We start from the raw sequence: 25,989 nt of genomic DNA, 5'->3' as shown, positions 1-25,989 counted from the left end.
CTATGCCTATTCAGATCTTACCCGCCCGGTTGGCAAACCAAATTGCCGCTGGCGAAGTTGTGGAACGTCCAGCCTCGGTGGTGAAAGAGCTGGTCGAAAACAGTTTGGATGCCGGTGCCACCCGGATCGATATTGATATCGATAAAGGCGGCAGCCGCACCATCCGTATTCGGGATAACGGTAAAGGGATCCCGAAAGACGAGCTCGGCTTGGCGTTGAGTCGCCACGCGACGTCCAAGATCGCCACGTTGGATGATCTGGAAGCCATAGTGAGCCTCGGCTTTCGTGGCGAGGCGTTGGCCAGTATTAGCTCGGTCTCCCGCCTGACCTTAACCTCACGCACGGCAGACCAAGAACAAGCGTGGGCGGCGTATGCCGAAGGACGCGACATGGAGGTGCAGCTCAAGCCTGCGGCGCATCCGGTCGGCAGTACCTTGGAAGTGTTGGATTTGTTTTTCAACACGCCCGCCCGACGTAAATTCTTGCGTACCGAGAAAACCGAATTTGCCCATATTGATGAGTTGCTCAAACGGATCGCGTTGAGCCGTATGGATGTGACCATCAATTTGCGGCATAACGGAAAAATGGTACGCCAATACCGTGCGGCCAGCACTCAGATTCAAAAAGAACGTCGGTTAGCCGCGGTATGCGGTAACCCGTTTTTGGATCATGCGCTGGCGGTGGAATTGGCCCATGGCGATTTGAAACTGACGGGCTGGCTTTGTACCCCTCAGGGCGCACGTGCACAGAACGATATTCAATATTGTTACGTGAACGGACGCATGATGAAAGACAAGCTGATCAACCACGCGATTCGTCAAGCGTACGAAACCAGTCTGGCGCCTGAACAATATGCCGCGTATGTGTTGTTCATTGAGGTTGATCCGCATCAAGTGGATGTCAATGTGCACCCCGCCAAACATGAAGTGCGTTTTCATCAAGCGCGGTTGGTGCATGATTTTATCTGTCAGGGCCTGCAAAGCGCCTTGATTGAAGGCTCACATGATGAGCTCGCTCACCATATCCCTGCGCCACGCGCCAGTGCTCACGCACATCCGTCATCGACGTATTTGGGCGGGGCGGTATCGGAAGGGAGCGCAGACGAACACGCGGATTCGGCGACGTATGCCCAATCCACCACGCCAGCACAAACTGTCGCAGAGCCGCATGCGGCCTTACAGGCCATTGCTCGCACACCAGCCTACCCGAATCAGGCACCGAGTCAGACATGGCTGGTTGACGCGACGGCGCGGGCATCCGGTACCGGTGGCGGAGCGTCCCACGCTCCGTCACGAGAGCGTTCATGGCGTGATGCATCGCCTGCCTCTGCGTCATCCTCTTCTTCGACGTCAACATCGACCACGATACCGACAGCGGCACAGACACACACGCCGCGTTCTTCTGGGCACAGCGCGGCTAAGGGGGCGAATCAAGGGGCGAGCCAGAGTGCGGCTCGTGGACCTGAGGACGGGCCGACACCGGCAGAGATCGCGGCGTATCAGCGATTACTGCAAACGACACCGCCACAGTCTGTACCGTCAGAATCATTCTCTCCGGCATCGGCCTCAGCTTCTGTATCGACCTCTGCTCCTGTATTAGCCTCACTCGCGCCGATGCCTGCGGCCACACCGCGTCGTCAAGATGCACTGGGTGGCAGTAACGGTATCGGGTTGGGCAAGGCGTTGTCTTTGGTTGAGCAACAGTATTTGCTGCTTAGTCGTGATGAAGGGATCGCGTTGTTAGCACTGCCCGTGGCACAGCGCTTAGTGGTGAAGGCGCAATTGCGTCAGGCGCAGTACGAAGGGTTGAAGCCACAGCCGTTGTTGATTCCGCATGCCGTGCCTGTTGAGTCGAATATGATAGACTGTGCAGAACAACATGCGTTATTGCTCAAACAGTTGGGCATTCAACTCAAAGCGAAAAACAAACACAGTTTGGTGATCTTGTCTGTCAGCCAACCGTTGCGACAACAGAACCTGCAAAAACTGATCCCTGCCCTGTTGGCGTATCTGGCCTCGGTGGCCGACGATGAAGCCGAGCAAGGCTGGGAAAAGTTATTGGACTGGTTGATCGATCAACTGGTCATGGCGACGGCGGCCTTTAGCTTGTCGCAGGCCATTGGGCTGGTCACGGAGCTGGAGCAGCACTGGGGCCCCGAACTTGAACTTTATTATCCTAATTTGTTGCGCCCGGTTGATCTGCGCGCAGCGATAGAAGCGTTTAACTATGACTAAGTCACTACCACCGGCCATTTTTTTGATGGGGCCGACCGCATCGGGCAAAACTGATCTTGCCATTCGTTTACGCCAACAACTGCCTGTGGAGTTGATAAGTGTCGACTCCGCCCTTATTTATAAAGGTATGGACATTGGTACGGCGAAGCCAGATGCTCGTGAGTTGGCACTTGCGCCGCATCGCTTGATCGATATTCGTGATCCAGCGCAAAGTTATTCAGCTGCGGACTTTCGTGCTGATGCACTGAAAGAAATGGCTGATATAGTGGCAGCAGGGCGAATTCCTTTACTGGTTGGTGGTACCATGTTGTACTACAAAGCATTATTGGAAGGTTTGTCACCATTGCCCGCCGCCGATCCGGCGATTCGTGCTCACATTGAGCAAGAAGCGGCAGAAAAGGGTTGGTTGGCTATGCATGAAGAGTTGGTCAGGATTGATCCGGTTGCCGGCGCTCGAATCCACCCAAATGACCCTCAGCGATTATCTCGTGCATTGGAAGTTTTTCGTATTTCGGGTAACACTTTAACGGAATTAACGAAAATCCAAGGTGAGGCCTTGCCATACAAGGTCCACCAATTTGCAATAACACCCAAGGACAGGGTTGTACTGCATCAGCGGATCGAGCAACGTTTTGAAAAAATGATCGAAGCAGGTTTTGAACAGGAAGTTCGTGCTTTGTATGAGCGCGGGGATCTTCATCCCGATCTCCCTTCGATACGTTGTGTTGGTTATCGCCAGATGTGGGAGTATTTGGACGGGGCGTGTTCGTTGGATGACGCGGTTTTCCGCGGTGTCTGCGCCACCCGTCAATTGGCGAAACGTCAAATTACCTGGCTGAGAAGCTGGAAAGATCTGACGTGGTTAGATAGCAGTGATGGGGAACAGGCATTACAGACTGTCATCGACGCAGTGCGATGTGATTTGTAATCGCGTGTATACTCACTACTGTTTTGCATATTTTTAATGTTGTTCGTTGCTAACTACAACTACAAACAAATAAGGAAAAGAAATAATGGCTAAGGGGCAATCTCTGCAAGACCCATTTTTGAACGCTTTGCGTCGCGAAAGAATCCCAGTATCTATCTACCTTGTAAACGGCATCAAGCTACAAGGCCAGATCGAATCATTTGATCAGTTTGTGATCCTCCTGAAAAATACCGTTAACCAGATGGTGTACAAGCACGCGATCTCTACAGTGGTACCTGCTCGCCCGGTCAACCATCACCATGCCGGTGATCGTCCAGCAACAGGTGAACGTTCTCAGGAAAAAACAGAAGAATAATTATTCGTTGTTAAGGAGTTGATTGCTTGTTTGACCGTTATGAATCCGGTGAGCAGGCAATTCTTGTTCATATCAACTTCACGCAAGAAGGGGAGTGGGAAGATCTCAGCGAGTTTGAAATGCTGGTCTCCTCGGCGGGAGTGAATGCGCTACAGGTTGTGACCGGTAGTCGTAAAACTCCCCACCCTAAGTATTACGTGGGCGAAGGTAAGGCACAGGAAATTGCCGAAACAGTGCGGGCGTTAGACGCTGATATTGTCATATTCAACCATTCTCTTTCTCCAGCGCAAGAGCGAAATCTGGAGCAAATTTGCAAATGCCGAGTGCTTGATCGTACCGGTCTGATCTTGGACATCTTTGCCCAGCGAGCACGTACCCACGAGGGTAAGCTGCAGGTTGAGTTGGCCCAGTTGCGTCATATTTCCACTCGATTGATCCGCGGTTGGACGCACCTTGAGCGTCAAAAAGGCGGGATCGGTTTGCGTGGTCCTGGTGAAACCCAGTTGGAAACGGACCGCCGTTTGTTGCGTGATCGGATCAAGACGATTTTGCGTCGCCTTGAGAAAGTGGCGAAACAGCGCGATCAGGGCCGCCGTGCCCGTAACCGTGCCGAAATTCCGACGATTTCGCTGGTGGGTTACACCAATGCCGGTAAATCGACCTTGTTCAACCGTGTCACCAACGCCGGGGTGTATGCCGCCGATCAGTTGTTTGCTACCTTGGATCCAACCTTACGTAAAATTGATGTCACGGATGTCGGTACGGCTATTTTGGCGGACACCGTGGGCTTTATTCGCCACTTGCCCCATGATTTGGTGGCGGCGTTTAAGGCAACGTTAAAAGAAACCCAAGAAGCCACTTTGCTGTTGCATGTGGTGGATGCCAGTGACGATCGTTTTCGTGAAAACATCGAAGCGGTAGAGGGGGTACTGGAAGAGATCGAAGCCAACGACGTACCGACATTATTGGTCATGAATAAGATCGATAATATAGACGGTGCGACGCCGCGTATTGAAAGAGATGATGAGGGTGTCCCTCGTCGGGTATGGGTTTCTGCGATGGAAGGGCAGGGCATTGACCTGCTGTTTGACGCATTAACTGAGTGCCTATCAGGCACCATGGTAAAACACACATTGTGCTTGCCGCCACAGTATATTGGCCGCTATCGCAGTAAATTTTACCAGTTGGGCTGTATTGTTCAGGAAGAATATGACCCGGACGGTAATCTCAAAATCGATATTCGTTTGCCATTGGCAGAGTGGTCTCGGTTACAAAAAAGAGAAAGCACTTCGTTAGATGACTTTATCGTTGCTTAATGGGCTGCTAAAGTAAAAGAAAAACTGTCGTCATATCATGTTGATGGAGTTCTATAATGGCGTGGAATGAGCCTGGAAACAACGGTGGCCGTGATAAAGACCCTTGGGGTAATGATAATCGCGGTGGTCGTGAACAAGGTCCGCCGGACCTCGATGAAGTGTTCTCAAAACTGAGTCGTAAATTCGGTGGCGTATTTGGTAATAAAAAAGGGCCTTCAACCGGTGGCAGTGCTGCAGGTTTAGGGGTAGTTGCAGTATTGGCTGCAGCGGTATGGGGTGTCTCCGGTTTCTACACCATCGGGGAAGCTGAGCGTGGTGTCGTGCTGCGTTTCGGTCAATACCACGATACCGTGATGCCGGGTTTGAACTGGAAAGCAACGTTTGTTGATCAAGTCACCCCCGTGAATGTGCAAGCGATTCGTTCGCTAAGCAGCTCGGGTTTGATGCTGACCAAAGACGAAAACGTGGTGCAAGTTGAAATGGACGTCCAGTACCGCGTGGCAGAGCCAGAGAAGTACTTGTACAGCGTGACCAATGCAGACAACAGTCTGCGCCAGGCGACCGATTCAGCGTTACGTGCCGTCATTGGTGACTCCACCATGGATCAGGCACTGACGACGGGTCGTCAGGAAATCCGTACTTATACGCAGGAAGCGATTGACGCAATCATCGCTAACTACGACATGGGTCTGTTGGTTGTCGATGTGAACTTCCAGTCGGCACGTCCGCCTGAGCAAGTGAAAGATGCGTTTGATGACGTTATTGCCTCTCGCGAAGATGAAGTGCGTTATTTACGTGAAGCGGAAGCTTATCGAAATGATGTCTTGCCGAAAGCAACGGGTCGTGCAGAACGTGTGATCAACGATGCTAAAGGTTATGCCAAGCGTGTCGTTAACGATGCACAAGGTCAGGTAGCACAGTTCGAAAAGCTGTTACCTGAATACTTGGCGGCAGAAGAAGTCACGCGCGATCGTCTGTATATTGAGACGATGGAACGTGTTTACAGCAATACCAGCAAAGTCATGGTGGATTCATCATCGAGCGGTAACCTGCTGTATTTGCCATTGGATAAGCTGATCAATGCTGATCAGAAAGGCAATCAGCCACAGAACAAGACCGGTAACTACGGTATTGAATTGGAAAAAGTGAAAGCCGCTCCAGTGAGTACGACGTCACCGCGTCCTGACACTGGCCGTCAAGGGAGATATTAATTATGCGTAAGTTAATGGTCCCTGTGCTTGTGGTGTGTGTGGCGACATTGTTGATGTCCATGTTTGTGGTACGAGAAGGTGAGCGCGCGATCGTGCTACGTTTCAGCAGTGCCTTAAAAGATGCGGACTCCAATGTTGTACGTGTGTACGAGCCGGGTTTGCATTTTAAACTACCGGTGTTTGATACGGCGCGTTTGTTCGATGCGCGTATTCAGACCATGGATGATCAAGCTGACCGTTTTGTAACGTCTGAGAAAAAAGACGTGATCATTGATACCTACGTAAAGTGGCGTATTAAAGATTTTGACAAGTATTACCAAAGTACGAGTAATGACGCGTCAACGGCAGAAGGGTTGATGAAGCGTAAAGTGGTAGACAGCCTACGTGCTGAAATCGGTTTACGTGAAATCAAGCAGATTGTTTCCGGGCCTGAGCGTAAGAAGGCAGACGACAATGCTGATGCGGCATCTACGTCGACAGATGCAGCAACAATTACACCGGCATTGAGTGATGATGTTGCGTCTATCCTTGCCGAGGCTGAGAAGCCAGTGAGCAACGTTGTGGAAGGTCAGCGTGACCAAATCATGGCGAACGTGCTTGCTGATATTAAAATCGGTGTAATGGACGATCTGGGTGTGGAAGTGGTTGATTTCCGTATTAAGAAAATCAACCTACCGGAAGAGATCAGTGAGTCGATTTACCAGCGTATGCGTGCTGAACGTGAATCGGTTGCGCGTAAACACCGTTCACAAGGCCGTGAAAAAGCCGAAGTACTGCGTGCAGAAGCTGACTTTGCGGTTACCGAGATTCTATCGACTGCAAACCGTGAATCCCTAGTGATCCGCGGTGGTGCAGAAGCGAATGCGGCTGAAATCTACTCGGCAACATACGGTAAGAATCCGGCGTTCTACAACTTCATGCGTTCATTGCAAGCGTATGAAAACAGCTTCAAGTCGAAGAATGACATTCTGGTTATTGACCCGAATACTGAATTCTTCAAGTACATGAAAGATGCCAACGGCAACTGATCACTGTGTTGTGACCGGTACGTTGTGACAAATAAAAAGCAAGACTTCGGTCTTGCTTTTTTTTTGCCTGTTGCGTGGCCGTATGCGCCAATCCCTTGTTCAACATAGAAGTACGCCTGTGACTGCCGCACATTGCGGTATACTGCGCGGCAATGATCCGACGGGGATACAAAGGGGAACCGCACGATGGATAAGGCAATATGGATGGCATTGGCATTGGTCTTGGTGTTTGAAGGGCTTGGCCCATTGTTAGCACCGAAAGGATGGCGGGAGATGGTCAGTCAACTGAGCCAGCAAGATGACAATAATCTGCGCCGCATTGGCGGATGTCTGGTAGTGGCAGGCAGTGTTATTGCTTATATGATGTACACTAGTATGTAAATCGCGCTGGCACTTAAGCGTGACCGTGTTCCTAGCGAAAACGCCGTCATGGTCAAAAAATGACTGCAAGGTAACGGGTAAAGGTGCTAGAATCCTTTTTTAACTACTGATAGACGAAGAAAGATGGCAAATAATGTAGTCGTTCTTGGCACCCAATGGGGTGACGAAGGTAAAGGTAAGATCGTTGATCTTTTGACTGAAGATGCAAAGTATGTAGTGCGCTACCAAGGTGGCCACAATGCGGGTCACACTCTTGTCATTGACGGTGAGAAAACTGTCCTTCACTTGATCCCATCAGGTATCCTACGTGACAACGTTAAATGCATCATCGGTAACGGTGTTGTACTTTCTCCAGACGCACTGATGAAAGAAATGGAACCACTGGAAGCTCGTGGTATCCCTGTTCGCGAACGTCTGTTCCTGTCAGAAGCTTGTCCACTTATCCTGCAGTACCACGTAGCACTAGACCAAGCGCGTGAAATCGCTCGCGGTAAGAAAGCGATCGGCACAACCGGTCGTGGTATCGGTCCTGCTTACGAAGATAAAGTAGCACGCCGTGGCCTACGTGTTGGCGATCTATTCGACAAAGCCGCTTTTTCTGAAAAGCTAAAAGAAGTGATGGCTTACCATAACTTCCAGCTAGAGCATTACTACAATGCTGAGCCTGTTAGCTACGAAGAAGTGCTAGCAAACGTCATGGCACAAGCTGACGTACTGACTGCAATGGTTATCGATGTGACCAAAGAACTTGATGATGCGCGTCTACGTGGCGACAAGATCATGTTTGAAGGTGCACAAGGTACACTACTTGATATTGACCACGGTACTTACCCGTACGTAACCTCGTCTAACACCACAGCTGGTGGCGTAGCGGCAGGTTCTGGTTTCGGCCCTCGTCACCTAGGTTACATCCTGGGTATCGCGAAAGCATACTGCACACGTGTAGGTGCAGGTCCGTTCCCAACGGAGCTATACGACGGTCTAGAGAAGCAAGATCCTGTTGGTAAGCACCTGGGTACTGTTGGCCACGAGTTTGGTGCAACCACAGGTCGTCTACGTCGTACCGGTTGGTTCGATGCCGTTGCGATGCGCCGTGCGGTACAGATCAACTCTATCTCAGGTTTCTGTCTAACTAAACTAGACGTACTTGACGGTCTTAAAGAGCTGAAAATCTGCACAGGCTACAAAACGCAATCAGGTGAGCTTCTAGAAGTATCACCAATGGCGGCAGATGCTTACGAGAACCTAGAGCTGATTTACGAAACGATGCCTGGTTGGTCTGAGAACACCGTGGGTGTGACCTCTCTTGACCAGCTTCCACAAGCGGCGCTGGATTACATCGCACGTATTGAGGTGCTAACCGGTGTGCCAATCGATATCATTTCGACAGGTCCTGACCGTAACGAAACGATCATCAAGGTTCACCCATACGGTGAATAATGCCTGACGCTTGTCATGCAGATGAAATGAAAAGCCAGCCTTCAGGTTGGCTTTTTTTATGTCGGTACGCCGTGTTTTTTGGGGTATATCGCCGTGAAAATGCGGGATGGGATTTTCGCTAAAGTTGCGGATGCCTGCGCCGATATAAAGCACACATCCCCAGAGAGAATGCTCAATGTTGTTGCGTCCTGTATTACTCGCGTTGACCCTGTTCGCGGCTTCCCCTGTTTTCGCCTTGGAAACGGTGGGTGAGGCGGTACCTGTGTATACCGATAATGCACTGACCCGCATGTTTGAGAATAATACCCACCTGCAGCAGGTGGAAGCGGATGATTGCCAGTTGGTGCAAGACATTGAAGCTCGCGCCATACGTGTGGAATCGCCGTCGTATCAGTTTTTGTATGGGGATATGCTGGCTTGGGGCGTGTGTGTTACCCGCGATGTGGAGTTGGGCGTTTACTACATGCAGTTAGCCGCGCAGCAAGGTTCACCCGCGGCGTTGGAACAGCTAGGGCGTTATTACGCGCGAGGAACACTGGTCCAGCAAGATCAAGAACGTGCGATCCCGTATTTGCGTGAAGCGGCCGCCATGGGCAATGTGAATGCCCGCATTCAATTGGCGGAATTGCTGTTGCGTGATCATGGCAGTCCGTTGGATTTCGAGGATGCTTACCGTTGGCTTTATCACACCGTCACAGGTAATCAGCGTACCCATGTGAAGATCGCGCGTTTGCGACAGGGGCTTGAAAATCGTATGCCGGCCAATGTGATCGCTCGGGCAAAACGGCGCGACGCGTTTTGGTAACCGAGGCCGTTACCCACTTGACGCGCACGCTATAACCAATAAAGAGAACAACCAAAAAGAGAAGCCCATTGGCTTCTCTTTTTTTATACCGGTAAGGCTGGTGTTCGACGACCCGCGCGCGGTTACAACACTTTGTGGGGACCGAAGCATTCGTAATGGATCTTATCTTCGGTCACACCCATCGCCAGCAACTGCTGCGCGATGGCTTGCATGAAGCCGACCGGCCCACAGAAATAATACTGCATCTCTGGATCGGCCAATAACGGAGCGACCGCCTGCAGATCCATCATCCCGGCAAAGTGATAATCGACGTCGATCGTATCGCTGGCTTGCGGGGCACGGTACCAAGTCTGCGCCGTGAGATGATCATGGGCTGTCGTTAGGGCGGTTACATGATCGCGGAATGCATGGTGTGCGCCGTCTTCGGCGGCATGCAGCCAATGCACGGGAGCTTGGTGGGCCGTCAGGGTTTCTAGCATTGACAACATCGGGGTCAGCCCCACGCCAGCAGAGATCAGCGTTACCGGTGTGGTGGGTGTGGTTTCAAGGAAAAAGTCGCCCGCGGGTGGAACAAGGTGCACGGTATCCCCGACCTGAACATGCTGGTGGAGGTAGCGGGATACACGCCCTTCGTCTTCCCGCTTGACCGCAATGCGGTAGTGATTGCGCTGTGGGGCCGATGCACAACTGTATTGACGAATTTCCTGATGCTCAAACGCTTTTGGCTTGAGGTAGAGCCCGAGATATTGCCCCGGCTTGAACGGGGCAACGGTGCCGCCATCACTCGGGGTCAGCGTAAAACGGGTGATCACCGTACTTTCCACTTGCTTCTCGCTCACCACAAATGGGCGCAGGCCTTGCCAGCCGCCTGTTTGTGCGGCGGTATCTTGGTAAATCGCTGCCTCGCGTTGAATAAAAATATTAGCCAGTAAGCCATACGCTTCCCCCCACGCATCGAGCACGGCTTGCCCGGGCGACAAGAGTTCATCAATGGTCGCCAATAAGTGTTCACCGACAAGGGCATATTGATCGGCTGTGATCAGGAAACTGGTGTGTTTCTGGGCGATTTTTTCTACCGCAGGCAATATCGCCGCAAGGTTATCGATATGTGTGGCATAGGCGCAAATGGCGTTGAACAGGGCTTCGCGCTGATCGCCATTACGCTGGTTACTCATGTTGAAGATGTCTTTTAGCTCAGGATTATGCGCGAACATACGCGCATAAAAATGGGCGGTAAGCGCGGGGCCGGTCTGTGCGACAGCGGGAGTGGTGGCTTTGATGAGCGTGATGGTGTCTGGGCTGAGCATGGGCTTACCTGCTATTGTTGTATTTGTAATGCATGTTATAACTTGTATCTTATCTGTATCTTTTAGTCAATATCCAGATTAAAATGTCAGCAGGAGGAGTTATTGTGCAGTTGACCAGTTTTACCGATTATGGCCTGCGAGCCTTGATTTACCTCGCGACCCTGCCACAAGGGGAGCTGGCAAGCATCACCAAAGTGACGGATGTCTACGGGGTGTCCCGTAACCACATGGTGAAAATTATTAATAAGCTTGGCCAACTCGGGTATGTCGAAACCGTACGTGGAAAAAATGGCGGGATCCGTCTAGGTCGGCCTGCTGACCAAATAGTGATCGGAGATGTCGTGCGAGCTATCGAGCCTCTGCAAATCGTTAATTGCAGCGAAGCGTTCTGCCACATTACTCCGGCTTGTCGCCTGAAAGGCATGTTGTTTTCCGCGCGCCAAGCGTTTTTGGCCGAGCTTGATCAGCACTCTCTCGCCAGTTTGATTGATGACAATCCACCGTTGCGTGTGTTGCTGGATCAACCGATTGATTAATCGCAACACCTATCAATAACTTCTCAATCTAAGGGGAGCCACGAAGTTCGAGTTGGCTCCCGTCTGTTCACCCATGGCCTAGATATACTACAGTTATAACTTCGCCAACTTGGATCAAATTATGTCAAAAGGTACCACCGATTTACCGGTCGACCCTTTTCGCGATCGCGAAGCTTCCAACTATGAAAACCCGATCCCTAGCCGAGAAATGCTGCTAGAAGTGATCCGTGGGTTTTCCGCGCCAATAAGCCGCGATCAACTGTTTGCCGAGCTAAAGCTCGAAGGTGATGATCAGTACGAAGGCCTACGCCGCCGACTGCGCGCGATGGAGCGTGACGGTCAACTGATTTTCACGCGTCGTCAATGTTACGCCTTGCCGGAACGTCTCGATTTAATTAAAGGCCATGTGATCGGCCACCGTGATGGTTTTGGTTTCTTACGTCCAGAAGGCACCAATGCCAAAGACGAAGATCTCATGCTGCCTCATCATCAGATGCGTGGCGTGATCCACGGTGATTACATCTTGGCACAAGTTGCCGGTACGGATAAGCGTGGCCGCCGTGAAGGCCGTGTCGTGCGTGTCATTAAGCATTATGAAGGCCAAATTGTCGGTCGCTTCTTCATTGAAGACGGCATGGGCTACGTGGTGCCGGATGACTCTCGCATTGCACAAGACATCGTGATCCCGAACGAACACCGCATGGGTGCTCGTATGGGTAACGTTGTGGTGGTTGAAGTGGGCCAGCGTGCCACTCGCCAATACAATGCGATGGGCAAAGTCGTTGAAGTGCTGGGCGAGAATATGGCGCCGGGCATGGAAATTGAAATTGCGCTGCGTACGCATGATATTCCGCATGAGTGGCCGTCTGAAGTTGATAAGCAAATTCAGGGACTGGCCGAAGAAGTACCGGAAGAAGCCAAGCAAGGCCGTGTTGATTTGCGCAGCTTGCCGTTAGTCACGATTGATGGCGAAGATGCCCGTGACTTCGATGATGCAGTGTACTGTGAGCGTAAAAAGTCCGGTGGCTGGCGTTTATGGGTCGCGATTGCGGATGTGAGCTACTACGTCCGTCCGGGTACGGCATTGGACAACGAAGCGATCAAGCGCGGAAACTCGGTGTACTTCCCGTCGCAAGTGATCCCGATGTTGCCTGAAGTGCTATCTAATGGCTTGTGTTCATTGAACCCACAAGTTGATCGTTTGTGTATGGTCTGTGAAATGACCATTTCAGATGCCGGTAAACTGTCAGGTTACAAGCACTACGAAGCCGTGATGAATTCACACGCGCGCTTAACGTACAGCAAAGTCAGCAAAATGCTGGACGGCGACGAAGCCCTGCGTGAGCGTTATGCCCCATTGGTGCCACACCTTGAAGAATTGTACAGCATGTACAAAGTGCTGAAGGTGTCGCGCGAAGAGCGTGGTGCGATTGAGTTTGAAACGATTGAAACGCAGTTTATCTTCAATGCGGATCGTAAGATTGATCGTATTGTGCCTGCTATCCGTAACGACGCGCACAAGATCATCGAAGAATGTATGATTTTGGCTAACATTGCCTCTGCTCGCTTTGTCGATAAAGCGAAAGAGCCCGCGTTGTACCGTGTGCATGATACGCCAAGTGAAGAGCGTCTAACGGGCTTCCGTGACTTCTTGGGCGAGATGAGCTTGCAGCTATCGGGTGGGCTAGAGCCGTCACCGAAAGACTATGCGGCCTTGGCAAATATGATCCAAGATCGTCCCGATAAAGAACTGATCCAAACCATGTTGCTGCGCTCGATGAAGCAAGCGGCATACCAAGCCGATAATATCGGTCACTTTGGTTTGGCACTGAGCCAGTATGCGCACTTCACTTCGCCAATTCGTCGTTACCCTGACTTAACGCTACACCGTGCTTTGAAGTACCTTGTAGCGAAAGAAGCCGGTGCGAACCAAGAACGCTGGACCCCAACCGGGGGTTACCATTACTCGTTTGATGACATGGACACCTTGGGTGAACAGTGCTCGATGACTGAACGCCGTGCCGATGATGCAACCCGTGATGTCGCTGATTGGCTCAAATGTGAGTACATGCAAGATCACGTGGGTGATGAGTTTGACGGTGTGATTGCCAACGTCACCGGTTTTGGTTTCTTTGTTCGTTTGAATGAGTTGAACATCGATGGCTTGGTACACATTTCAAACCTGGCGAACGATTACTACCAGTACGATCCGATTGGTCAGCGTCTGATTGGTGATAACTCTGGTCTTGTCTACCGTCTCGGGGACACGGTGAAGGTGAAAGTGGCCTCCATCAACTTGAATGATCGTCAAATCGACTTTGATATCGTCGGCAGCACCCGTAAACCTCGTGGTGCAGGTAAAACGGCGAGAGAGCGTGAGAATAAAGCGCGTGACGGTCAAGGCCGTGAGAAAAAGCAGCGTATGCGTAAGGCTGAAGGCATGCAACGCCAAAGCCTGAAAACGTATCGCGTAGAAGGCGGCGATGCGAAGCCAGAGTCGGGTGATAAGCCGAAGAAAGAGCGTTCTTCGGTTCGCCAGAAACTGAAAGCCGGTGCAATCCCGAAATCAGAGGGTGATAAGCCTTCTGCGGGCCGTAAGCATGACGCGGCAGACGGTGATAAGCCGAAGCGCAAGAAAAAATCGACCAAAGCGCGCAAAAAACAGCGGGCGGGTAAAAAAGAACGAGAAGCAAAGAAGAATTAATCCATGAGTAATGACATGATTTTCGGCATTCATGCCGTGAACGCCGTACTGGCTTCGGATCCATCGCGCTTCATTGAAGTGTTTGTATTGAAAGATCGTCAAGATGACCGTCTTCTACCTGTGATCAACGAACTACAAACGTTGGGGATCACCATTCAGCAAGCGGGTCGTAAAGCGCTGGATGACAAAGTCAATGGCGCATCACACCAAGGCATTATTGCCCGTGTGCGTCCGGGTAAGCAGTACAACGAGAACAATCTTGATGACTTGCTGGCCGGCCAAGAAAACCCATTGCTGTTGGTGTTGGACGGCGTGACCGATCCACACAACTTGGGAGCGTGTTTACGTAATGCGGATGCCGCTGGTGCGGTCGCGGTGATTGTACCGAAAGATCGCTCAGCCCAACTGAATGCAACCGCCAGTAAAGTGGCCTGTGGTGCGGCAGAAATCATGCCATTGGTCCGTGTGACCAACTTGGCCCGTACGCTGCGTGCGTTGCAAGACAAAGGTGTGTGGGTGGTGGGTACCGCGGGTGAAGCGACGCATGACATCTACCAGAGCAAACTGACCGGGCCGTTGGCTATCGTGATGGGCGCAGAAGGGGAAGGCATGCGCCGTCTGACGCGTGAAACCTGTGATGACCTGATCAAAATCCCGATGTCGGGGTCTGTATCAAGCCTGAACGTATCTGTTGCAACAGGAATTTGCCTGTTTGAAGCGGTACGTCAGCGCCAGTAATGGTCAGAGGATAGGCGGGTATTTTTCTGCCGTTTAATCACAAAAACCGAGCATGCACATTTGTGTGTGCTCGGTTTTTTTATGCTGGCGGTATACGGCGATAAGCGGGAGAGGGCAAGGGCGTAGACGTCTATCTGTCTGAATAGCCGTGCCATTTTATTTCGTCAGATATCTTCGCCAGACCGATAAAATGTGCTTGCTTAAATTGTCCATTCTCTATACTATTCTGCCTCCAAATTCTCGGTTATTTTTCTTTTAGTTCCTTGCTTCTCCTGGATGACCGAGCCAAATCGAGAAGCTGAATAATCCGTAAGGAGCAACCCATGCGTCATTACGAAATCGTATTCATGGTGCACCCAGATCAGAGCGAACAAGTTGTTGGCATGATCGAGCGTTACACTGGTGCTATCAAAGATTCTGGTGGTCAGATTCACCGTCTAGAAGATTGGGGCCGCCGTCAAATGGCTTACCCAATCAACAAACTGCACAAAGCTCACTATGTTCTTTTGAACGTAGAAGCAGAGCAGTCTGTAATTGACGAGCTTGAGTCTAACTTCCGCTTCAACGATGCTGTGATCCGTAACATGATCATGCGCACTAAAGGCGCTATCACTGAGCCATCTCCAATGATGAAGGCTAAAGAAGAGCGTATTTCTAAGCGTGAAGAGCGTACAGAAACTGCACAGTCTGAAGACGAAGCAGCAGCTGAGTAATTACTAGATGACCAATCGTCTGGTGTTGTCTGGCGTTATCGCCAAAGACCCCAAACGAAGCCGGTCGCTGGCAGGGATCCCTCATTGTCACTTTGTGCTTGAGCATCGTTCCTACCAGCAAGAAGCGAATCTGCCACGGCAAGTGTATTGCTACATTAACGTGGTAGTGAGCGGGCAAGGTCAACAAAGTATCACTCAAGATTTAGCTGTCGGCAGCCACATTAAGGTAGGGGGCTTTGTTTCTTACCAGACCGGTCGTAATGGCTTGGGAAAATTAGTGTTGCATGCTGACCACATTGAAAAAATTTAGTTCAGGAGATAAGCCCATGGCACGTTTCTTCCGTCGTCGTAAATTCTGCCGTTTCACTGCAGAAGACGTTCAAGAGATTGACTACAAAGACGTAGCAACTCTAAAAAACTACATCACTGAAGCTGGTAAAATCGTACCTAGCCGTATCACTGGTACTCGCGCTAAATACCAGCGTCAGCTAGCTCGCGCTATCAAGCGTTCTCGTTACCTAGCACTTCTACCGTACACAGATAAGCATCTGTAATCGGTAGCGGTTTAATTAAGTTTAAGAGGACAAGATAATGCAAGTTATTCTACTTGATAAAATCGGTAACCTAGGTGGCCTAGGCGATCAGGTTAACGTTAAAGCGGGCTACGCTCGTAACTTCCTTATCCCACAGGGTAAAGCAGTTATGGCAACTAAAGCTAACGTTGAAATGTTTGAAGTTCGTCGTGCAGAACTAGAAGCTAAAGTTGCTGAGCAACTAGCTGCTTGTGAAGCTCGCGCTGAAAAACTAAACGCGCTTGAAGCTGTAGTTATCGCTTCTAAAGCTGGTGACGAAGGTAAACTATTCGGTTCTATCGGTACGCGTGACATCGCTGATGCAATTACTGCAGCTGGCGTTGAAGTAGCGAAGAGCGAAGTTCGTCTTCCTGAAGGCGCACTACGTACGACTGGCGAATTCGAAGTGAGCATTCAGCTTCACTCTGACGTATTCGCAACAATCACTCTAAACGTTGTAGCTGAAGCTTAATCGTTTATTGTGAAATAAAAAACCAGCCTTCGGGCTGGTTTTTTTTTGCCTGTGATTTGGCAGAGAGCGGGCAATGGCATGCGCCCTTGCTGGCGCATCATATTTTGAACAGCAAGTTGACTGTCATGGCCGAATCTCGCCGTTTCAGCCCATCGGGAACCCAGCTATTGAGCTTTTGGGTATTGCTGAGTTTGATGGCCACGTGATCGTTGATGGCGGTGGTGAGGTTCACCTCAGTTTCCATCGTGCTGTTACTGTTGCCAGCAATGCCCGTCATTCGCACGGTGAACTCAACATCTTTTGAGGGCTTCCAGGCCATCTTAGCGCTGCCACGCAGGATCAGTTCATCAACCATGTCGGGCAGAATAATGTCGTCGTCATCAATCTCATCGACATTGGGCTCTTGATGGCGGTAGCCCGGGCCGGCTTCCACTTCCATCTGGAAGGTTTCACGGCGAATCAACTGGTAACCCAGACCGGTCGCGAGGGTAAAATCAATAAAATAGGGGCCGTAGCGGTCGTCCACATACGTGGCATTCCCCAGCACATAGGTCCGATCATTGATCTTCATGTCGCTTTGCAGCTCCACTTGGCCTTTGCGCTTATCCTCTTCCCCATCTTTTTCCGCCAGTAAGTATTTGGCTTCAGCCGTCTGACGATACTGATTTTTGACGTAAGTAAGTCCGAGTCGGGTGTTCAGGGTTTGTGAATCAGAATTTCCCCCTAACGACTGGTAGCCCAATTCAATCTCGCTACTCCACGGTGGCGGGATCGGGGTTGGTTGATCGTCATCAGCAGCATAGGCGTATGCATGTGCAAACAGCAGCAATGCCAGCAAGGATCTTGCCAAATAGCCTCCTCATGGTTGAACAGCGGGGTGAGTAAACAGGACGCTGCAGTTTACCCCATTTATGTCAGCTTTTGGTTAACAATTGAGACGAGATGACGGAACTCGGACGAAGTGGGCGTAATATAAGATGGAAAATTCGGATTGGCGAGATGGCCTATATTGATAGGGTGACTCTTAGTATATAATGCCCGGCTTAGTTTCCGGCAGACACTTCAAATCCTATGGCAGAAAAAAACAAACCCCATTACCCGAAAGACACCAAGATGGATGCGATCAAGATGGCTCCGCATTCCTTAGAGGCTGAGCAATCAGTGCTCGGGGGCTTGATCCTCGATAATGAAAAGTGGGATGTCGTCGCGGAAAAGGTCGTTGCCAAGGATTTCTACAGTCGTCCACACCGTATTATTTTTGAAGGTACCGCGGCACTGCTGGAAGGCGGTCAGCCGCTGGACTTGATCACCCTGTCTGAACACCTTGAGCGTTCGGATAAGCTGGAAGATGTCGGTGGTTTTGCCTACTTGGCGGAACTGGCGAAGAACACCCCGTCGGCGGCGAACATTCTGGCGTATGCCGAGATTGTCCGCGAGCGCGCCTTGATCCGAGAAATGATCAGCGTCGCAAACGAAATTGCCGATGCCGGTTATGATCCGCAAGGCCGTGACAGTGAAGAGTTGCTGGATATGGCGGAAAGCAAAGTCTTTGCTATCGCGGAACAGCGCACCTCGGAAAATGAAGGCCCACAAAGTGTTGATACGATCTTAGAGAAAACGCTGGAACGTATCGAGATTTTGTATCAGTCACCGCAAGACGGTGTGACAGGGGTGTCGACCGGTTTTACCGATCTGAATAAAAAAACGGCAGGCTTGCAGGGCTCTGACTTGATCATTGTCGCTGCGCGTCCGTCGATGGGTAAAACCACCTTTGCCATGAACCTGTGTGAAAACGCAGCCATGGAACAAGAAAAACCCGTACTGATCTTCTCATTGGAAATGCCCGCCGAACAAATCATGATGCGTATGTTGGCGTCATTGTCACGGGTTGACCAAACCAAGATCCGTACCGGTCAGTTGGACGATGAAGACTGGGCGCGTATTTCATCGACGATGGGTATTCTGATGGAAAAGAAGAATATGTTCATCGATGACAGTTCAGGCCTCACCCCAACCGAAGTGCGTTCTCGTGCGCGTCGTATCGCCCGCGATCACGGCGGGTTAAGTATGATTATGATCGACTACTTGCAATTAATGCGCGTGCCGGGTTATCAAGATAACCGTACGCTGGAAATTGCCGAGATCTCGCGCTCACTTAAAGCATTGGCCAAAGAGCTGAATGTGCCGGTGGTGGCGCTGTCGCAGCTTAACCGATCGTTGGAGCAGCGTGCCGATAAACGTCCGGTGAACTCCGACTTGCGTGAATCGGGTGCGATCGAGCAGGATGCCGATTTGATCATGTTCATTTACCGTGATGAGGTTTATCACGAAGACAGTGCCCTGAAAGGCATTGCCGAAATTATCTTGGGTAAACAGCGTAACGGTCCGATCGGTACCGTACGATTAACGTTCCAAGGTCAGTTTTCACGGTTCGACAATTATGCCGGCCCGGCTTTTGATGACGAATAACACACAGACATTCGCGGCACAGTAACAGTAGGATTTTTGATGAAGGCGGCAACAGCATATATCAACACACAGGCACTCACTCACAATATTCGCCAGATCCGCGCTCAGGCGCCGCAGAGCAAAGTATTGGCGGTGGTGAAAGCCAATGGCTATGGTCACGGCCTAGCACATGTTGCCCGAAGCCTGCCGGACGTGGATGGCTTTGGGGTTGCCCGCATCGAAGAGGCGCTCACCTTGCGTGCCGACGGGATCGTGAAACCGATCTTATTGCTGGAAGGGTTTTACGCGGCTACCGATCTGCCTGTGCTGGTCACGAACAATATTCATACCGTGGTGCACTCCATTGAACAGCTCGAAGCGTTAGAGCAGGCGCAATTGGATGGCCCTGTGGTGGTGTGGCTGAAGGTAGATACCGGTATGCATCGCCTCGGTGTGCGTCCGGAGCAATTTGCGGAGTTTGTTTCGCGTCTACATCTTTGCCCGAATGTGGCCAAGCCGTTGCGTTACATGAGCCACTTTGGTTGTGCGGATGAGCTGGGCAGCAATGTCACGACCAATCAGATTGATACCTTTTTACACCTGACTGAAGGGTGCCGAGGTGAGCGTTCATTGGCGGCGTCGGGCGGGGTGTTAGCATGGCCGGATAGCCACCTTGAATGGATCCGCCCGGGGATCATCATGTATGGCGTGTCCCCGTTCGTGGAAGACACCCGTTCTGCGGCGGCGTTCCAGCTGCAGCCCGTCATGACGGTGGCTTCCAGTGTGATCGCGGTACGTGAAGTGAAAAAAGGCGAGACCGTCGGCTACGGCGGGATCTGGACCAGCGAGCGTGACACCAAAGTGGGCGTGATTGCGATTGGCTACGGGGACGGCTATCCCCGCACCGCGCCGAATGGCACGCCTGTGCTGGTGAATGGCCGTATTGTACCGATGGCGGGTCGCGTGTCGATGGACATGCTGACCGTCGATCTTGGCCCGGATTCCACCGACAAAGTTGGGGATGAAGCGGTACTGTGGGGCGAAGGATTGCCTGCTGAAGTGGTGGCAGAGCACATTGGTACCATCGCCTATGAGTTGGTGACGAAGCTGACATCACGTGTCGCCATGACCTATTTATAATAAAAAAAGAGACGGATTTGAGTCGTATAACTCCTCTTTGTAAAGCCGCAATTTCTGTTGCGGCTTTTTCATGTTTAGCGCCCGCGCAAGCGGATGGTTGGCCCTCATGGGAGCCGGATACGGCCGTGGTGCCTTTTGTCTTCTCGACGGATGCCATGGGGTTGTCCGTTGGGATGGCCGGGATCGTGAAAGGCGCGGGGCAACCTCAGGCAGCCCTGATCGGCGCGGGCTTGGTGACCGAAAAGGGCACCTGGTTGGGCTACTTAGGAGCCAATAACTATAGCCTCGGGCTCGACAGCCGTTGGTTGTTCGGGGCGGAGTTATATGCTGCTGAGTTCAAACAATTTGATTATTACTTGGGTGACGCCACAAGCAATAACTCGTTGGTTGAAGACAAGGTTGTCGCAGATGCGAGCGAATCGCGGTATCGCGTGTCGATGCGGTATGTGCTGCCACTGGGCGCCGGTAAAGCGCAAGGGGTACGCGCGGCATTGACACCGAATCGCCAGTTAACCGGGCATACGCCGTGGGAGAGTGGGATCAGCACGTTAGAGTTGCGTCCCTTTTACCAGAGCCGTGTGTTCAGCAACCTGCTAACGCACGATATTGCCCCCGCTGGTTTCACGGAAGCAGAAGCGGTGTGGGGGCTGGAAACCCGTTTTGACTGGGATAACCGAAATGCCACGCGCAACCCGACAGAAGGCAGTCGCAGCCAGTTCTCGGTCTCAGTGGATCCCGGCAGTCATGACCGTCCGAGTTGGTGGAAGTGGGAGTTGAACCAAAGCTGGTTCTGGAACCTTGGCCCACTGGGCGAGGTGCTAGATCAACAGGTGCTCGCGTTTAACCTGTATACCGGGGACACACCAAGCTGGGATCAAACGGAGACCGTCAACGGGGGCACCGAGTTCCGTCGTCCTCCGGCGTATGCGGGCATGCGATTAGGGGGATTATACCGTTTGCGTAGCTTTGCCAGTGGGCGCTATGTCGATCGTTCAGCCCTCAGTTACAGCCTTGAGTACCGGATTCTGCCTGATTGGCAACCACTGAAAGACTGGCCGGTGTTTGAATGGTATGACGTGCCTTGGTGGCAATGGGTGGTCTTTGCCGATGTGGGGCGCGTGGCCAGCGAGTATGACTTGGCTGAGCTCCACCGTGACATGAAATGGAGTGCGGGTGGGGCGATCCGCTTTCAGGTAGAAGGGATTGTGGTTCGCAGCGAAATGGCATGGGGCAGTGAAGACAGTATTTTCCGTGTCATGATCAATCAGCCGTTTTAATCCGCTGATTGTTTTTAAAATCTTTCTTATCGAGAAGGCGGGCATGTCCCGCCTTTTTGCTGTCTGTCATTCCCCGTTCAGGGTCACCACAAGCCGACGACTTCCGCCGTGATCGCGGTGCTCGCCCAAATAAATGCCCTGCCACGTCCCGAGCGCCAAACGTCCTTGTGTGATCGGCACACTCACACTGCTGCCCAGCAGTGAGGCTTTGATGTGCGCGGGCATGTCGTCATCGCCTTCATCGGTATGGCGGTAGAACGGAGCACATTCCGGTACTGTGTGGTTAAAATGGGCTTCCATATCACTGCGTACCGTGGGATCGGCATTCTCATTTAACGTCAGGCTGGCTGAGGTGTGTTGGATAAACACATGGGCGATGCCACATTGGATCTGACGCAGTTGGGGCAGATGTTGTTCAATTTCATCGGTGATCAGGTGAAAGCCGCGCGTACGGGGGCGAAGTTGCATGGTTGTCTGGAGCCACATCTTACTCATTCCTCTTTCGTTATTCGTCAATAAGTGTGATATTGGTCGAACATGTTGCGCATCATCCTGCCTATCATTTACTCTGTCATTTCGTGACCTGACGCAATGCAGGTAGGCAAGGCTTCGCGTCATAATTATTCATAAGTTGTAAAATTACAAACATAGTGAGGACGGCGCGGGTTGCACTACACTTGGGGCAACGCGTCCTAACACTATGCACTTAGATCGGGGATCCGTAGCTTGGATGATTCTGACTAGGCTAATGGATTAACAATTAAAAATCAGGAACTTCACATGTTGAAAAATATCAATCCAACTCATACTGAGGCGTGGAAAGCGCTGACTGCCCATTTCGAAGCAACGAAAGACCAGCAGCTCAGTGATCTGTTTGCCAAGGACAGCGAGCGTTTCAACACGTTCTCAGCCAATTTTGGTGATGATATCCTTCTGGATTACTCTAAGAACCTTATCACTGCAGAAACCATGGCGAAATTGCAGGCGCTGGCTGAGCAAACGGAAGTGAAAGCGGCGATTGCTGAGCTGTTTAGCGGTGAGAAAATCAACCAGACAGAAGATCGTGCCGTGCTGCACACTGCGCTGCGTAACCGTAGCAACACGCCAATTATGGTAGACGGTGAAGATGTGATGCCTGCGGTGAACGCGGTGCTTGAGAAGATGAATGCGTTCACGTCTCGCATTGTTGACGGTGAGTGGAAAGGCTACACCGGCAAAGCGATCACTGACATTGTGAACATCGGTATCGGTGGTTCGGACTTGGGTCCTTACATGGTGACAGAAGCACTGGTCCCATACAAAACTCGCCTGAACATGCACTTCGTGTCTAACGTCGACGGCACGCACGTTGCGGAAACCTTAAAGCCGCTTAACCCTGAAACCACCCTATTCTTGATTGCCTCCAAAACCTTCACCACCCAAGAAACCATGACCAATGCGCATTCGGCGCGTGACTGGTTCTTGGCGGAAGCGGGCGATGCGGCACATGTTGCGAAACACTTCGCGGCCCTATCAACCAACGGTCAGGCAGTGTCTGAGTTCGGTATTGATACCGACAACATGTTTGAGTTCTGGGACTGGGTTGGCGGTCGCTACTCACTGTGTTCCGCGATCGGTCTGTCTATCAGCCTGTCTGTTGGTTTTGATAATTTCGTGGCATTGCTTGACGGTGCACACGCGATGGATCAGCACTTTGCCCAAGCACCGCTTGAGCAGAACCTGCCTGTGATCTTGGCGTTGATCGGTATTTGGTACAACAACTTCCACGGTGCAGAATCGGAAGCTATCCTGCCGTACGATCAGTACCTGCACCGTTTTGCTGCGTACTTCCAGCAAGGTAACATGGAATCAAACGGTAAGTGTGTTGACCGCGGTGGTAACCCAATTGATTACCAAACGGGTCCAATCATCTGGGGTGAGCCAGGAACAAACGGTCAGCACGCGTTCTACCAGTTGATCCACCAAGGCACCAAGTTGATCCCGTGTGACTTCATCGCGCCTGCAATCAGCCACAACCCACTGGGCGATCACCATCCTAAACTGATGGCGAACTTCTTTGCACAGACGGAAGCATTAGCATTCGGTAAGACCAAAGAGCAGGTAGAAGCGGAGTTCCTAGCGGCTGGTAAGACACTGGAAGAAGTGGCTGAATTGGTACCATTTAAGGTGTTCAACGGCAACCGTCCAACCAACTCTATCCTTGTGAAGCAAGTGACACCGGCGGTATTGGGTTCATTGATTGCCCTGTACGAGCACAAGATCTTCACCCAAGGTGTGATTTGGAATATCTTCAGCTTTGATCAGTGGGGTGTTGAGCTAGGTAAACAACTGGCTAACAACATTCTGCCTGAACTAACGGATGGCAGTGCGGTGACAAGCCATGACAGTTCAACCAACGGCTTGATCAATGCATTCAAACAGTGGCGTCGCTAAGCCTATTGGCGAGATGATTTGCTGAGAACAATAAAAACGCCGCAATTTGCGGCGTTTTTTTTATCGGTATGACAGAGGATCTTAAGACAGTGCTACCACTTCACTTGCTTGCGGACCTTTCTGACCATCAGTGACGATAAACTCGACGTTTTGACCTTCCTGCAGAGAGCGACGGCCTTGCGCCTGAATTGCACTAAAGTGGACGAAGACATCCTTGCCGTCAGCGCCAGAAATGAAGCCAAAGCCTTTTTCATCGTTGAACCACTTTACGGTTCCAGTCAGTTTGCTCATGTTTCGATCTTTCCTTTGAATGTGGATATTTCCTTGCTTGCTGTTACGTACTGTGTGACGTATCAAGCAAGTGATGCGGCAGAAAGCATGGCGCAATACGCGCTCTGATGCTTATCTAGCATACTGAGTCTAGATCGAATATGTGACAGTTGGTAGTTTTTTGTCCAAGAATTGTGGCAAGTTCACAGAAAAATCAAAGTGATAAAATTGAAGATAAAGCGACGTGTCGTATGCTGCCGAGGCTGACGGTATACGACACGGGGTATGCGGCTTAGCTATCGAAGCAAATCTCGATAAACGCTTGGCCGTATTCTGAGGTAAACGGCATGATGATGATGGTACCGTCACACTTGTGAGTAATGGTATGGCCGCGGCCGGACACCACGGCAGGGGTGGCCATATTAAAGTCATGGCCTTGGTCGGCCAGCATACGCTTGGCGCCCCCTGTGACCATGTTGGTGATTTCCCCCACCATGTCGGTGACTTCTTCATTGATCCCGAGCGGGCGTTCACCCAGCATGCGCTGCATGATTTCCAGTGCTAAGGATTCATCAAAAGTGATCGACATAGAGCCTTTCGTCGTCGGGCCAATCATACCGATCAAGCCTGAGACATCCCCTCGAGCCACTTGGTCGCGTTTAAGACGAGGTTTTTGTGGCGCCAGCTCCATGGACGCCATGGTTTTTAGCACATTCAACAATGACGCCAAAAAAGGGTTTACGAATTCTGCGCGCATAATTTGATCACGATGGTCTCTGTTTCAATAAAACACTTAGTTATCTTTACACTGCTGGCATATGCCATGGCTTTCTACTACATGATGGGTAATAGCAAATCCATTTTGCTCTGCGCGATGGCGGAGTAATTTGGCCAGCTCGTCATCATGGCATTCTTCGACTGCCCCGCATGCATCACAGATCAACAGCTGTGAGCAGTGATCGGCATGCTCGAGTAAACAACAGGCAATATAGGTATTGGTTGATTCAACCTTATGTACAAAGCCTTGGGCGAGAAGAAAATCGAGTGCACGGTAAACGGTGGGCGGTTTGGCTTGGGGCTCGCTCTCTCGTAAAAGATCTAAAAGTTCATAAGCACTGATTGAACGGCGTTGTTCAATGATCAGCGATAATGTCTTAAGTCTTTGAGGTGTAAGCCTTACTCCCCGTTGCTCACAGAGCTGCTGGGCGGTTTCCAACAACGGCCTCTTGTTTGCCATATGACCTCAAAATATAAGCAAATGAGTGCCATATTCTAACATATTCATCTGTAAACGTACCTCCGTAATAGATATTCGTTTGTATCAAGGAAAAGAAAGCGTGCATGAGATCACGGCATGTATAGAAAAGGATATCGTGCTGGGGCATTTCTTACCCGTGAGGGGGGGAATGAGATGTACACCTTACCATTAATAGTTCATGTTTTTTCTGTACAACTTTTGTCTGGTAAGTTGAGGTCGGCGGTGTGTTGTGTAACTTGTTGATTTTTAATGGATAGCCAAGGTGTACAGCTTTTTAGGTATTATGTTCTAAAAGCTCAAAAGCCTGTACAATCTATTGCGATTTCAATTAAACCCTTATTTTTCAATGACTTACTGTTCTGGCGGTGAAAAGTCATAAGGTTTGCCATATTACTTTTACTGTTTTCTTTATCTGTACAGCTT

26 protein-coding genes are annotated in these 25,989 nt (G+C 51.0%); 20 read left to right on the top strand and 6 right to left on the bottom strand.

Features of this window, described 5'->3' with window-relative positions:
- Positions 1-2 precede the first annotated feature (2 nt).
- From mutL to motX, 9 genes are all read left to right on the top strand, one after another.
- Positions 3-2,234, top strand: a complete 2,232-nt coding sequence (mutL, locus tag L4C36_RS19520; RefSeq protein ID WP_428479476.1) for a DNA mismatch repair endonuclease MutL — start codon at positions 3-5, stop codon at positions 2,232-2,234.
- Complete coding sequence (gene miaA, locus L4C36_RS19515; protein ID WP_428479475.1) at positions 2,227-3,162, top strand: tRNA (adenosine(37)-N6)-dimethylallyltransferase MiaA; 936 nt, start codon at positions 2,227-2,229, stop codon at positions 3,160-3,162. Before mutL ends, miaA begins: the two co-directional genes overlap by 8 nt.
- A gap of 85 nt (positions 3,163-3,247) precedes the next feature.
- Complete coding sequence (gene hfq / locus L4C36_RS19510) at positions 3,248-3,517, top strand: RNA chaperone Hfq (protein ID WP_047875420.1); 270 nt, start codon at positions 3,248-3,250, stop codon at positions 3,515-3,517.
- Positions 3,518-3,543: 26 nt separating this feature from the next.
- The gene (gene hflX, locus L4C36_RS19505; protein ID WP_428479474.1) at positions 3,544-4,833 is read left to right on the top strand and encodes a ribosome rescue GTPase HflX; all 1,290 of its coding nucleotides are present in this window, start codon (positions 3,544-3,546) and stop codon (positions 4,831-4,833) included.
- Between the two features lie 56 nt (positions 4,834-4,889).
- Positions 4,890-6,044, top strand: a complete 1,155-nt coding sequence (hflK, locus tag L4C36_RS19500) for an FtsH protease activity modulator HflK (RefSeq protein WP_428479473.1) — start codon at positions 4,890-4,892, stop codon at positions 6,042-6,044.
- A 2-nt stretch (positions 6,045-6,046) separates the two neighbouring features.
- Complete coding sequence (gene hflC / locus L4C36_RS19495) at positions 6,047-7,072, top strand: protease modulator HflC (protein WP_428479472.1); 1,026 nt, start codon at positions 6,047-6,049, stop codon at positions 7,070-7,072.
- A gap of 186 nt (positions 7,073-7,258) precedes the next feature.
- Complete coding sequence (locus L4C36_RS19490) at positions 7,259-7,453, top strand: DUF2065 domain-containing protein (RefSeq protein WP_428479471.1); 195 nt, start codon at positions 7,259-7,261, stop codon at positions 7,451-7,453.
- Between the two features lie 123 nt (positions 7,454-7,576).
- Positions 7,577-8,893, top strand: a complete 1,317-nt coding sequence (locus L4C36_RS19485) for an adenylosuccinate synthase (protein WP_428479470.1) — start codon at positions 7,577-7,579, stop codon at positions 8,891-8,893.
- 175 nt (positions 8,894-9,068) lie between these two features.
- On the top strand, positions 9,069-9,698 hold the full coding sequence (gene motX, locus L4C36_RS19480; protein WP_428479469.1) for a flagellar protein MotX: 630 nt from the start codon (positions 9,069-9,071) through the stop codon (positions 9,696-9,698).
- A 122-nt stretch (positions 9,699-9,820) separates the two neighbouring features.
- On the opposite strand, the gene hmpA is transcribed toward motX, so the two are convergent.
- Complete coding sequence (gene hmpA, locus L4C36_RS19475) at positions 9,821-11,005, bottom strand: NO-inducible flavohemoprotein (RefSeq protein WP_428479468.1); 1,185 nt, start codon at positions 11,003-11,005, stop codon at positions 9,821-9,823.
- 104 nt (positions 11,006-11,109) lie between these two features.
- On the opposite strand from hmpA, the gene nsrR reads away from it, so the two are divergent.
- From nsrR to rplI, 7 genes are all read left to right on the top strand, one after another.
- Entirely contained in the window at positions 11,110-11,541 is a 432-nt protein-coding gene (nsrR, locus tag L4C36_RS19470) for a nitric oxide-sensing transcriptional repressor NsrR (RefSeq protein WP_428479467.1), read from the top strand.
- 121 nt (positions 11,542-11,662) lie between these two features.
- Entirely contained in the window at positions 11,663-14,245 is a 2,583-nt protein-coding gene (gene rnr / locus L4C36_RS19465; RefSeq protein ID WP_428479466.1) for a ribonuclease R, read from the top strand.
- A gap of 3 nt (positions 14,246-14,248) precedes the next feature.
- A complete protein-coding gene (gene rlmB / locus L4C36_RS19460; protein ID WP_428479465.1) occupies positions 14,249-14,983 on the top strand; it encodes a 23S rRNA (guanosine(2251)-2'-O)-methyltransferase RlmB in 735 nt (244 codons plus the stop codon).
- Between the two features lie 323 nt (positions 14,984-15,306).
- Entirely contained in the window at positions 15,307-15,696 is a 390-nt protein-coding gene (rpsF, locus tag L4C36_RS19455; RefSeq protein ID WP_428479464.1) for a 30S ribosomal protein S6, read from the top strand.
- A gap of 7 nt (positions 15,697-15,703) precedes the next feature.
- Complete coding sequence (gene priB, locus L4C36_RS19450; protein ID WP_428479463.1) at positions 15,704-16,006, top strand: primosomal replication protein N; 303 nt, start codon at positions 15,704-15,706, stop codon at positions 16,004-16,006.
- Positions 16,007-16,022: 16 nt separating this feature from the next.
- On the top strand, positions 16,023-16,250 hold the full coding sequence (gene rpsR / locus L4C36_RS19445) for a 30S ribosomal protein S18 (protein ID WP_428479462.1): 228 nt from the start codon (positions 16,023-16,025) through the stop codon (positions 16,248-16,250).
- 37 nt (positions 16,251-16,287) lie between these two features.
- Positions 16,288-16,740 carry a 50S ribosomal protein L9 gene (gene rplI / locus L4C36_RS19440; protein ID WP_428479461.1) on the top strand — a complete coding sequence of 151 codons (453 nt, stop codon included), beginning with the start codon at positions 16,288-16,290 and terminating at the stop codon, positions 16,738-16,740.
- Positions 16,741-16,837: 97 nt separating this feature from the next.
- On the opposite strand, the gene L4C36_RS19435 is transcribed toward rplI, so the two are convergent.
- Positions 16,838-17,590, bottom strand: a complete 753-nt coding sequence (locus L4C36_RS19435) for a DUF481 domain-containing protein (RefSeq protein WP_428479460.1) — start codon at positions 17,588-17,590, stop codon at positions 16,838-16,840.
- A gap of 221 nt (positions 17,591-17,811) precedes the next feature.
- Between L4C36_RS19435 and L4C36_RS19430 the strand changes: the two genes are divergently transcribed.
- From L4C36_RS19430 to L4C36_RS19420, 3 genes are read left to right on the top strand one after another with little or no spacing between them, the layout of a single operon-like run.
- A complete protein-coding gene (locus L4C36_RS19430) occupies positions 17,812-19,209 on the top strand; it encodes a replicative DNA helicase (RefSeq protein WP_428479459.1) in 1,398 nt (465 codons plus the stop codon).
- A 39-nt stretch (positions 19,210-19,248) separates the two neighbouring features.
- Positions 19,249-20,328, top strand: a complete 1,080-nt coding sequence (gene alr / locus L4C36_RS19425; RefSeq protein ID WP_428479458.1) for an alanine racemase — start codon at positions 19,249-19,251, stop codon at positions 20,326-20,328.
- 17 nt (positions 20,329-20,345) lie between these two features.
- Positions 20,346-21,605, top strand: a complete 1,260-nt coding sequence (locus tag L4C36_RS19420; RefSeq protein ID WP_428479457.1) for a BamA/TamA family outer membrane protein — start codon at positions 20,346-20,348, stop codon at positions 21,603-21,605.
- A gap of 66 nt (positions 21,606-21,671) precedes the next feature.
- Here the strand turns inward: L4C36_RS19420 and L4C36_RS19415 are convergent, their stop codons facing one another.
- On the bottom strand, positions 21,672-22,091 hold the full coding sequence (locus L4C36_RS19415; protein WP_428479456.1) for a secondary thiamine-phosphate synthase enzyme YjbQ: 420 nt from the start codon (positions 22,089-22,091) through the stop codon (positions 21,672-21,674).
- 294 nt (positions 22,092-22,385) lie between these two features.
- Here L4C36_RS19415 and pgi point away from each other — a divergent pair, with 294 nt between their 5' ends.
- On the top strand, positions 22,386-24,038 hold the full coding sequence (gene pgi, locus L4C36_RS19410; protein WP_428479455.1) for a glucose-6-phosphate isomerase: 1,653 nt from the start codon (positions 22,386-22,388) through the stop codon (positions 24,036-24,038).
- A gap of 81 nt (positions 24,039-24,119) precedes the next feature.
- Here pgi and L4C36_RS19405 read toward each other — a convergent pair whose 3' ends face one another.
- The 3 genes from L4C36_RS19405 to zur all read right to left on the bottom strand — a co-directional run bounded on the left by L4C36_RS19405 (position 24,120) and on the right by zur (position 25,545).
- Complete coding sequence (locus L4C36_RS19405; protein ID WP_428479454.1) at positions 24,120-24,329, bottom strand: cold-shock protein; 210 nt, start codon at positions 24,327-24,329, stop codon at positions 24,120-24,122.
- A gap of 271 nt (positions 24,330-24,600) precedes the next feature.
- Positions 24,601-25,065 (bottom strand): chemotaxis protein CheX, encoded by a 465-nt coding sequence (locus L4C36_RS19400; RefSeq protein WP_428479453.1) that lies wholly within the window; start codon positions 25,063-25,065, stop codon positions 24,601-24,603.
- A gap of 36 nt (positions 25,066-25,101) precedes the next feature.
- A complete protein-coding gene (gene zur / locus L4C36_RS19395) occupies positions 25,102-25,545 on the bottom strand; it encodes a zinc uptake transcriptional repressor Zur (RefSeq protein WP_428479452.1) in 444 nt (147 codons plus the stop codon).
- Positions 25,546-25,989: the final 444 nt, after the last annotated feature.

This window comes from Photobacterium japonica (assembly GCF_050337005.1).
Taxonomy (GTDB): Bacteria; Pseudomonadota; Gammaproteobacteria; order Enterobacterales; family Vibrionaceae; genus Photobacterium; species Photobacterium japonica.
Note: the sequence above shows the minus strand (reverse complement) of the source record. Positions and strands in the feature narration are given on the sequence as shown.

What these genes read in the sequence shown, in the direction of transcription:
- motX (WP_428479469.1), top strand. Translation starts at nt 9,069, where the DNA reads ATGTTGTTGCGTCCTGTATTACTCGCGTTGACCCTGTTCGCGGCTTCC.
- L4C36_RS19415 (WP_428479456.1), bottom strand. Translation starts at nt 22,091, where the DNA reads ATGTGGCTCCAGACAACCATGCAACTTCGCCCCCGTACGCGCGGCTTT.
- hflK (WP_428479473.1), top strand. Translation starts at nt 4,890, where the DNA reads ATGGCGTGGAATGAGCCTGGAAACAACGGTGGCCGTGATAAAGACCCT.
- hflC (WP_428479472.1), top strand. Translation starts at nt 6,047, where the DNA reads ATGCGTAAGTTAATGGTCCCTGTGCTTGTGGTGTGTGTGGCGACATTG.
- hmpA (WP_428479468.1), bottom strand. Translation starts at nt 11,005, where the DNA reads ATGCTCAGCCCAGACACCATCACGCTCATCAAAGCCACCACTCCCGCT.
- pgi (WP_428479455.1), top strand. Translation starts at nt 22,386, where the DNA reads ATGTTGAAAAATATCAATCCAACTCATACTGAGGCGTGGAAAGCGCTG.
- rnr (WP_428479466.1), top strand. Translation starts at nt 11,663, where the DNA reads ATGTCAAAAGGTACCACCGATTTACCGGTCGACCCTTTTCGCGATCGC.
- L4C36_RS19405 (WP_428479454.1), bottom strand. Translation starts at nt 24,329, where the DNA reads ATGAGCAAACTGACTGGAACCGTAAAGTGGTTCAACGATGAAAAAGGC.
- L4C36_RS19400 (WP_428479453.1), bottom strand. Translation starts at nt 25,065, where the DNA reads ATGCGCGCAGAATTCGTAAACCCTTTTTTGGCGTCATTGTTGAATGTG.
- hfq (WP_047875420.1), top strand. Translation starts at nt 3,248, where the DNA reads ATGGCTAAGGGGCAATCTCTGCAAGACCCATTTTTGAACGCTTTGCGT.
- zur (WP_428479452.1), bottom strand. Translation starts at nt 25,545, where the DNA reads ATGGCAAACAAGAGGCCGTTGTTGGAAACCGCCCAGCAGCTCTGTGAG.
- L4C36_RS19430 (WP_428479459.1), top strand. Translation starts at nt 17,812, where the DNA reads ATGGCAGAAAAAAACAAACCCCATTACCCGAAAGACACCAAGATGGAT.
- rplI (WP_428479461.1), top strand. Translation starts at nt 16,288, where the DNA reads ATGCAAGTTATTCTACTTGATAAAATCGGTAACCTAGGTGGCCTAGGC.
- rpsF (WP_428479464.1), top strand. Translation starts at nt 15,307, where the DNA reads ATGCGTCATTACGAAATCGTATTCATGGTGCACCCAGATCAGAGCGAA.
- L4C36_RS19490 (WP_428479471.1), top strand. Translation starts at nt 7,259, where the DNA reads ATGGATAAGGCAATATGGATGGCATTGGCATTGGTCTTGGTGTTTGAA.
- rlmB (WP_428479465.1), top strand. Translation starts at nt 14,249, where the DNA reads ATGAGTAATGACATGATTTTCGGCATTCATGCCGTGAACGCCGTACTG.
- miaA (WP_428479475.1), top strand. Translation starts at nt 2,227, where the DNA reads ATGACTAAGTCACTACCACCGGCCATTTTTTTGATGGGGCCGACCGCA.
- mutL (WP_428479476.1), top strand. Translation starts at nt 3, where the DNA reads ATGCCTATTCAGATCTTACCCGCCCGGTTGGCAAACCAAATTGCCGCT.
- priB (WP_428479463.1), top strand. Translation starts at nt 15,704, where the DNA reads ATGACCAATCGTCTGGTGTTGTCTGGCGTTATCGCCAAAGACCCCAAA.
- L4C36_RS19485 (WP_428479470.1), top strand. Translation starts at nt 7,577, where the DNA reads ATGGCAAATAATGTAGTCGTTCTTGGCACCCAATGGGGTGACGAAGGT.
- alr (WP_428479458.1), top strand. Translation starts at nt 19,249, where the DNA reads ATGAAGGCGGCAACAGCATATATCAACACACAGGCACTCACTCACAAT.
- rpsR (WP_428479462.1), top strand. Translation starts at nt 16,023, where the DNA reads ATGGCACGTTTCTTCCGTCGTCGTAAATTCTGCCGTTTCACTGCAGAA.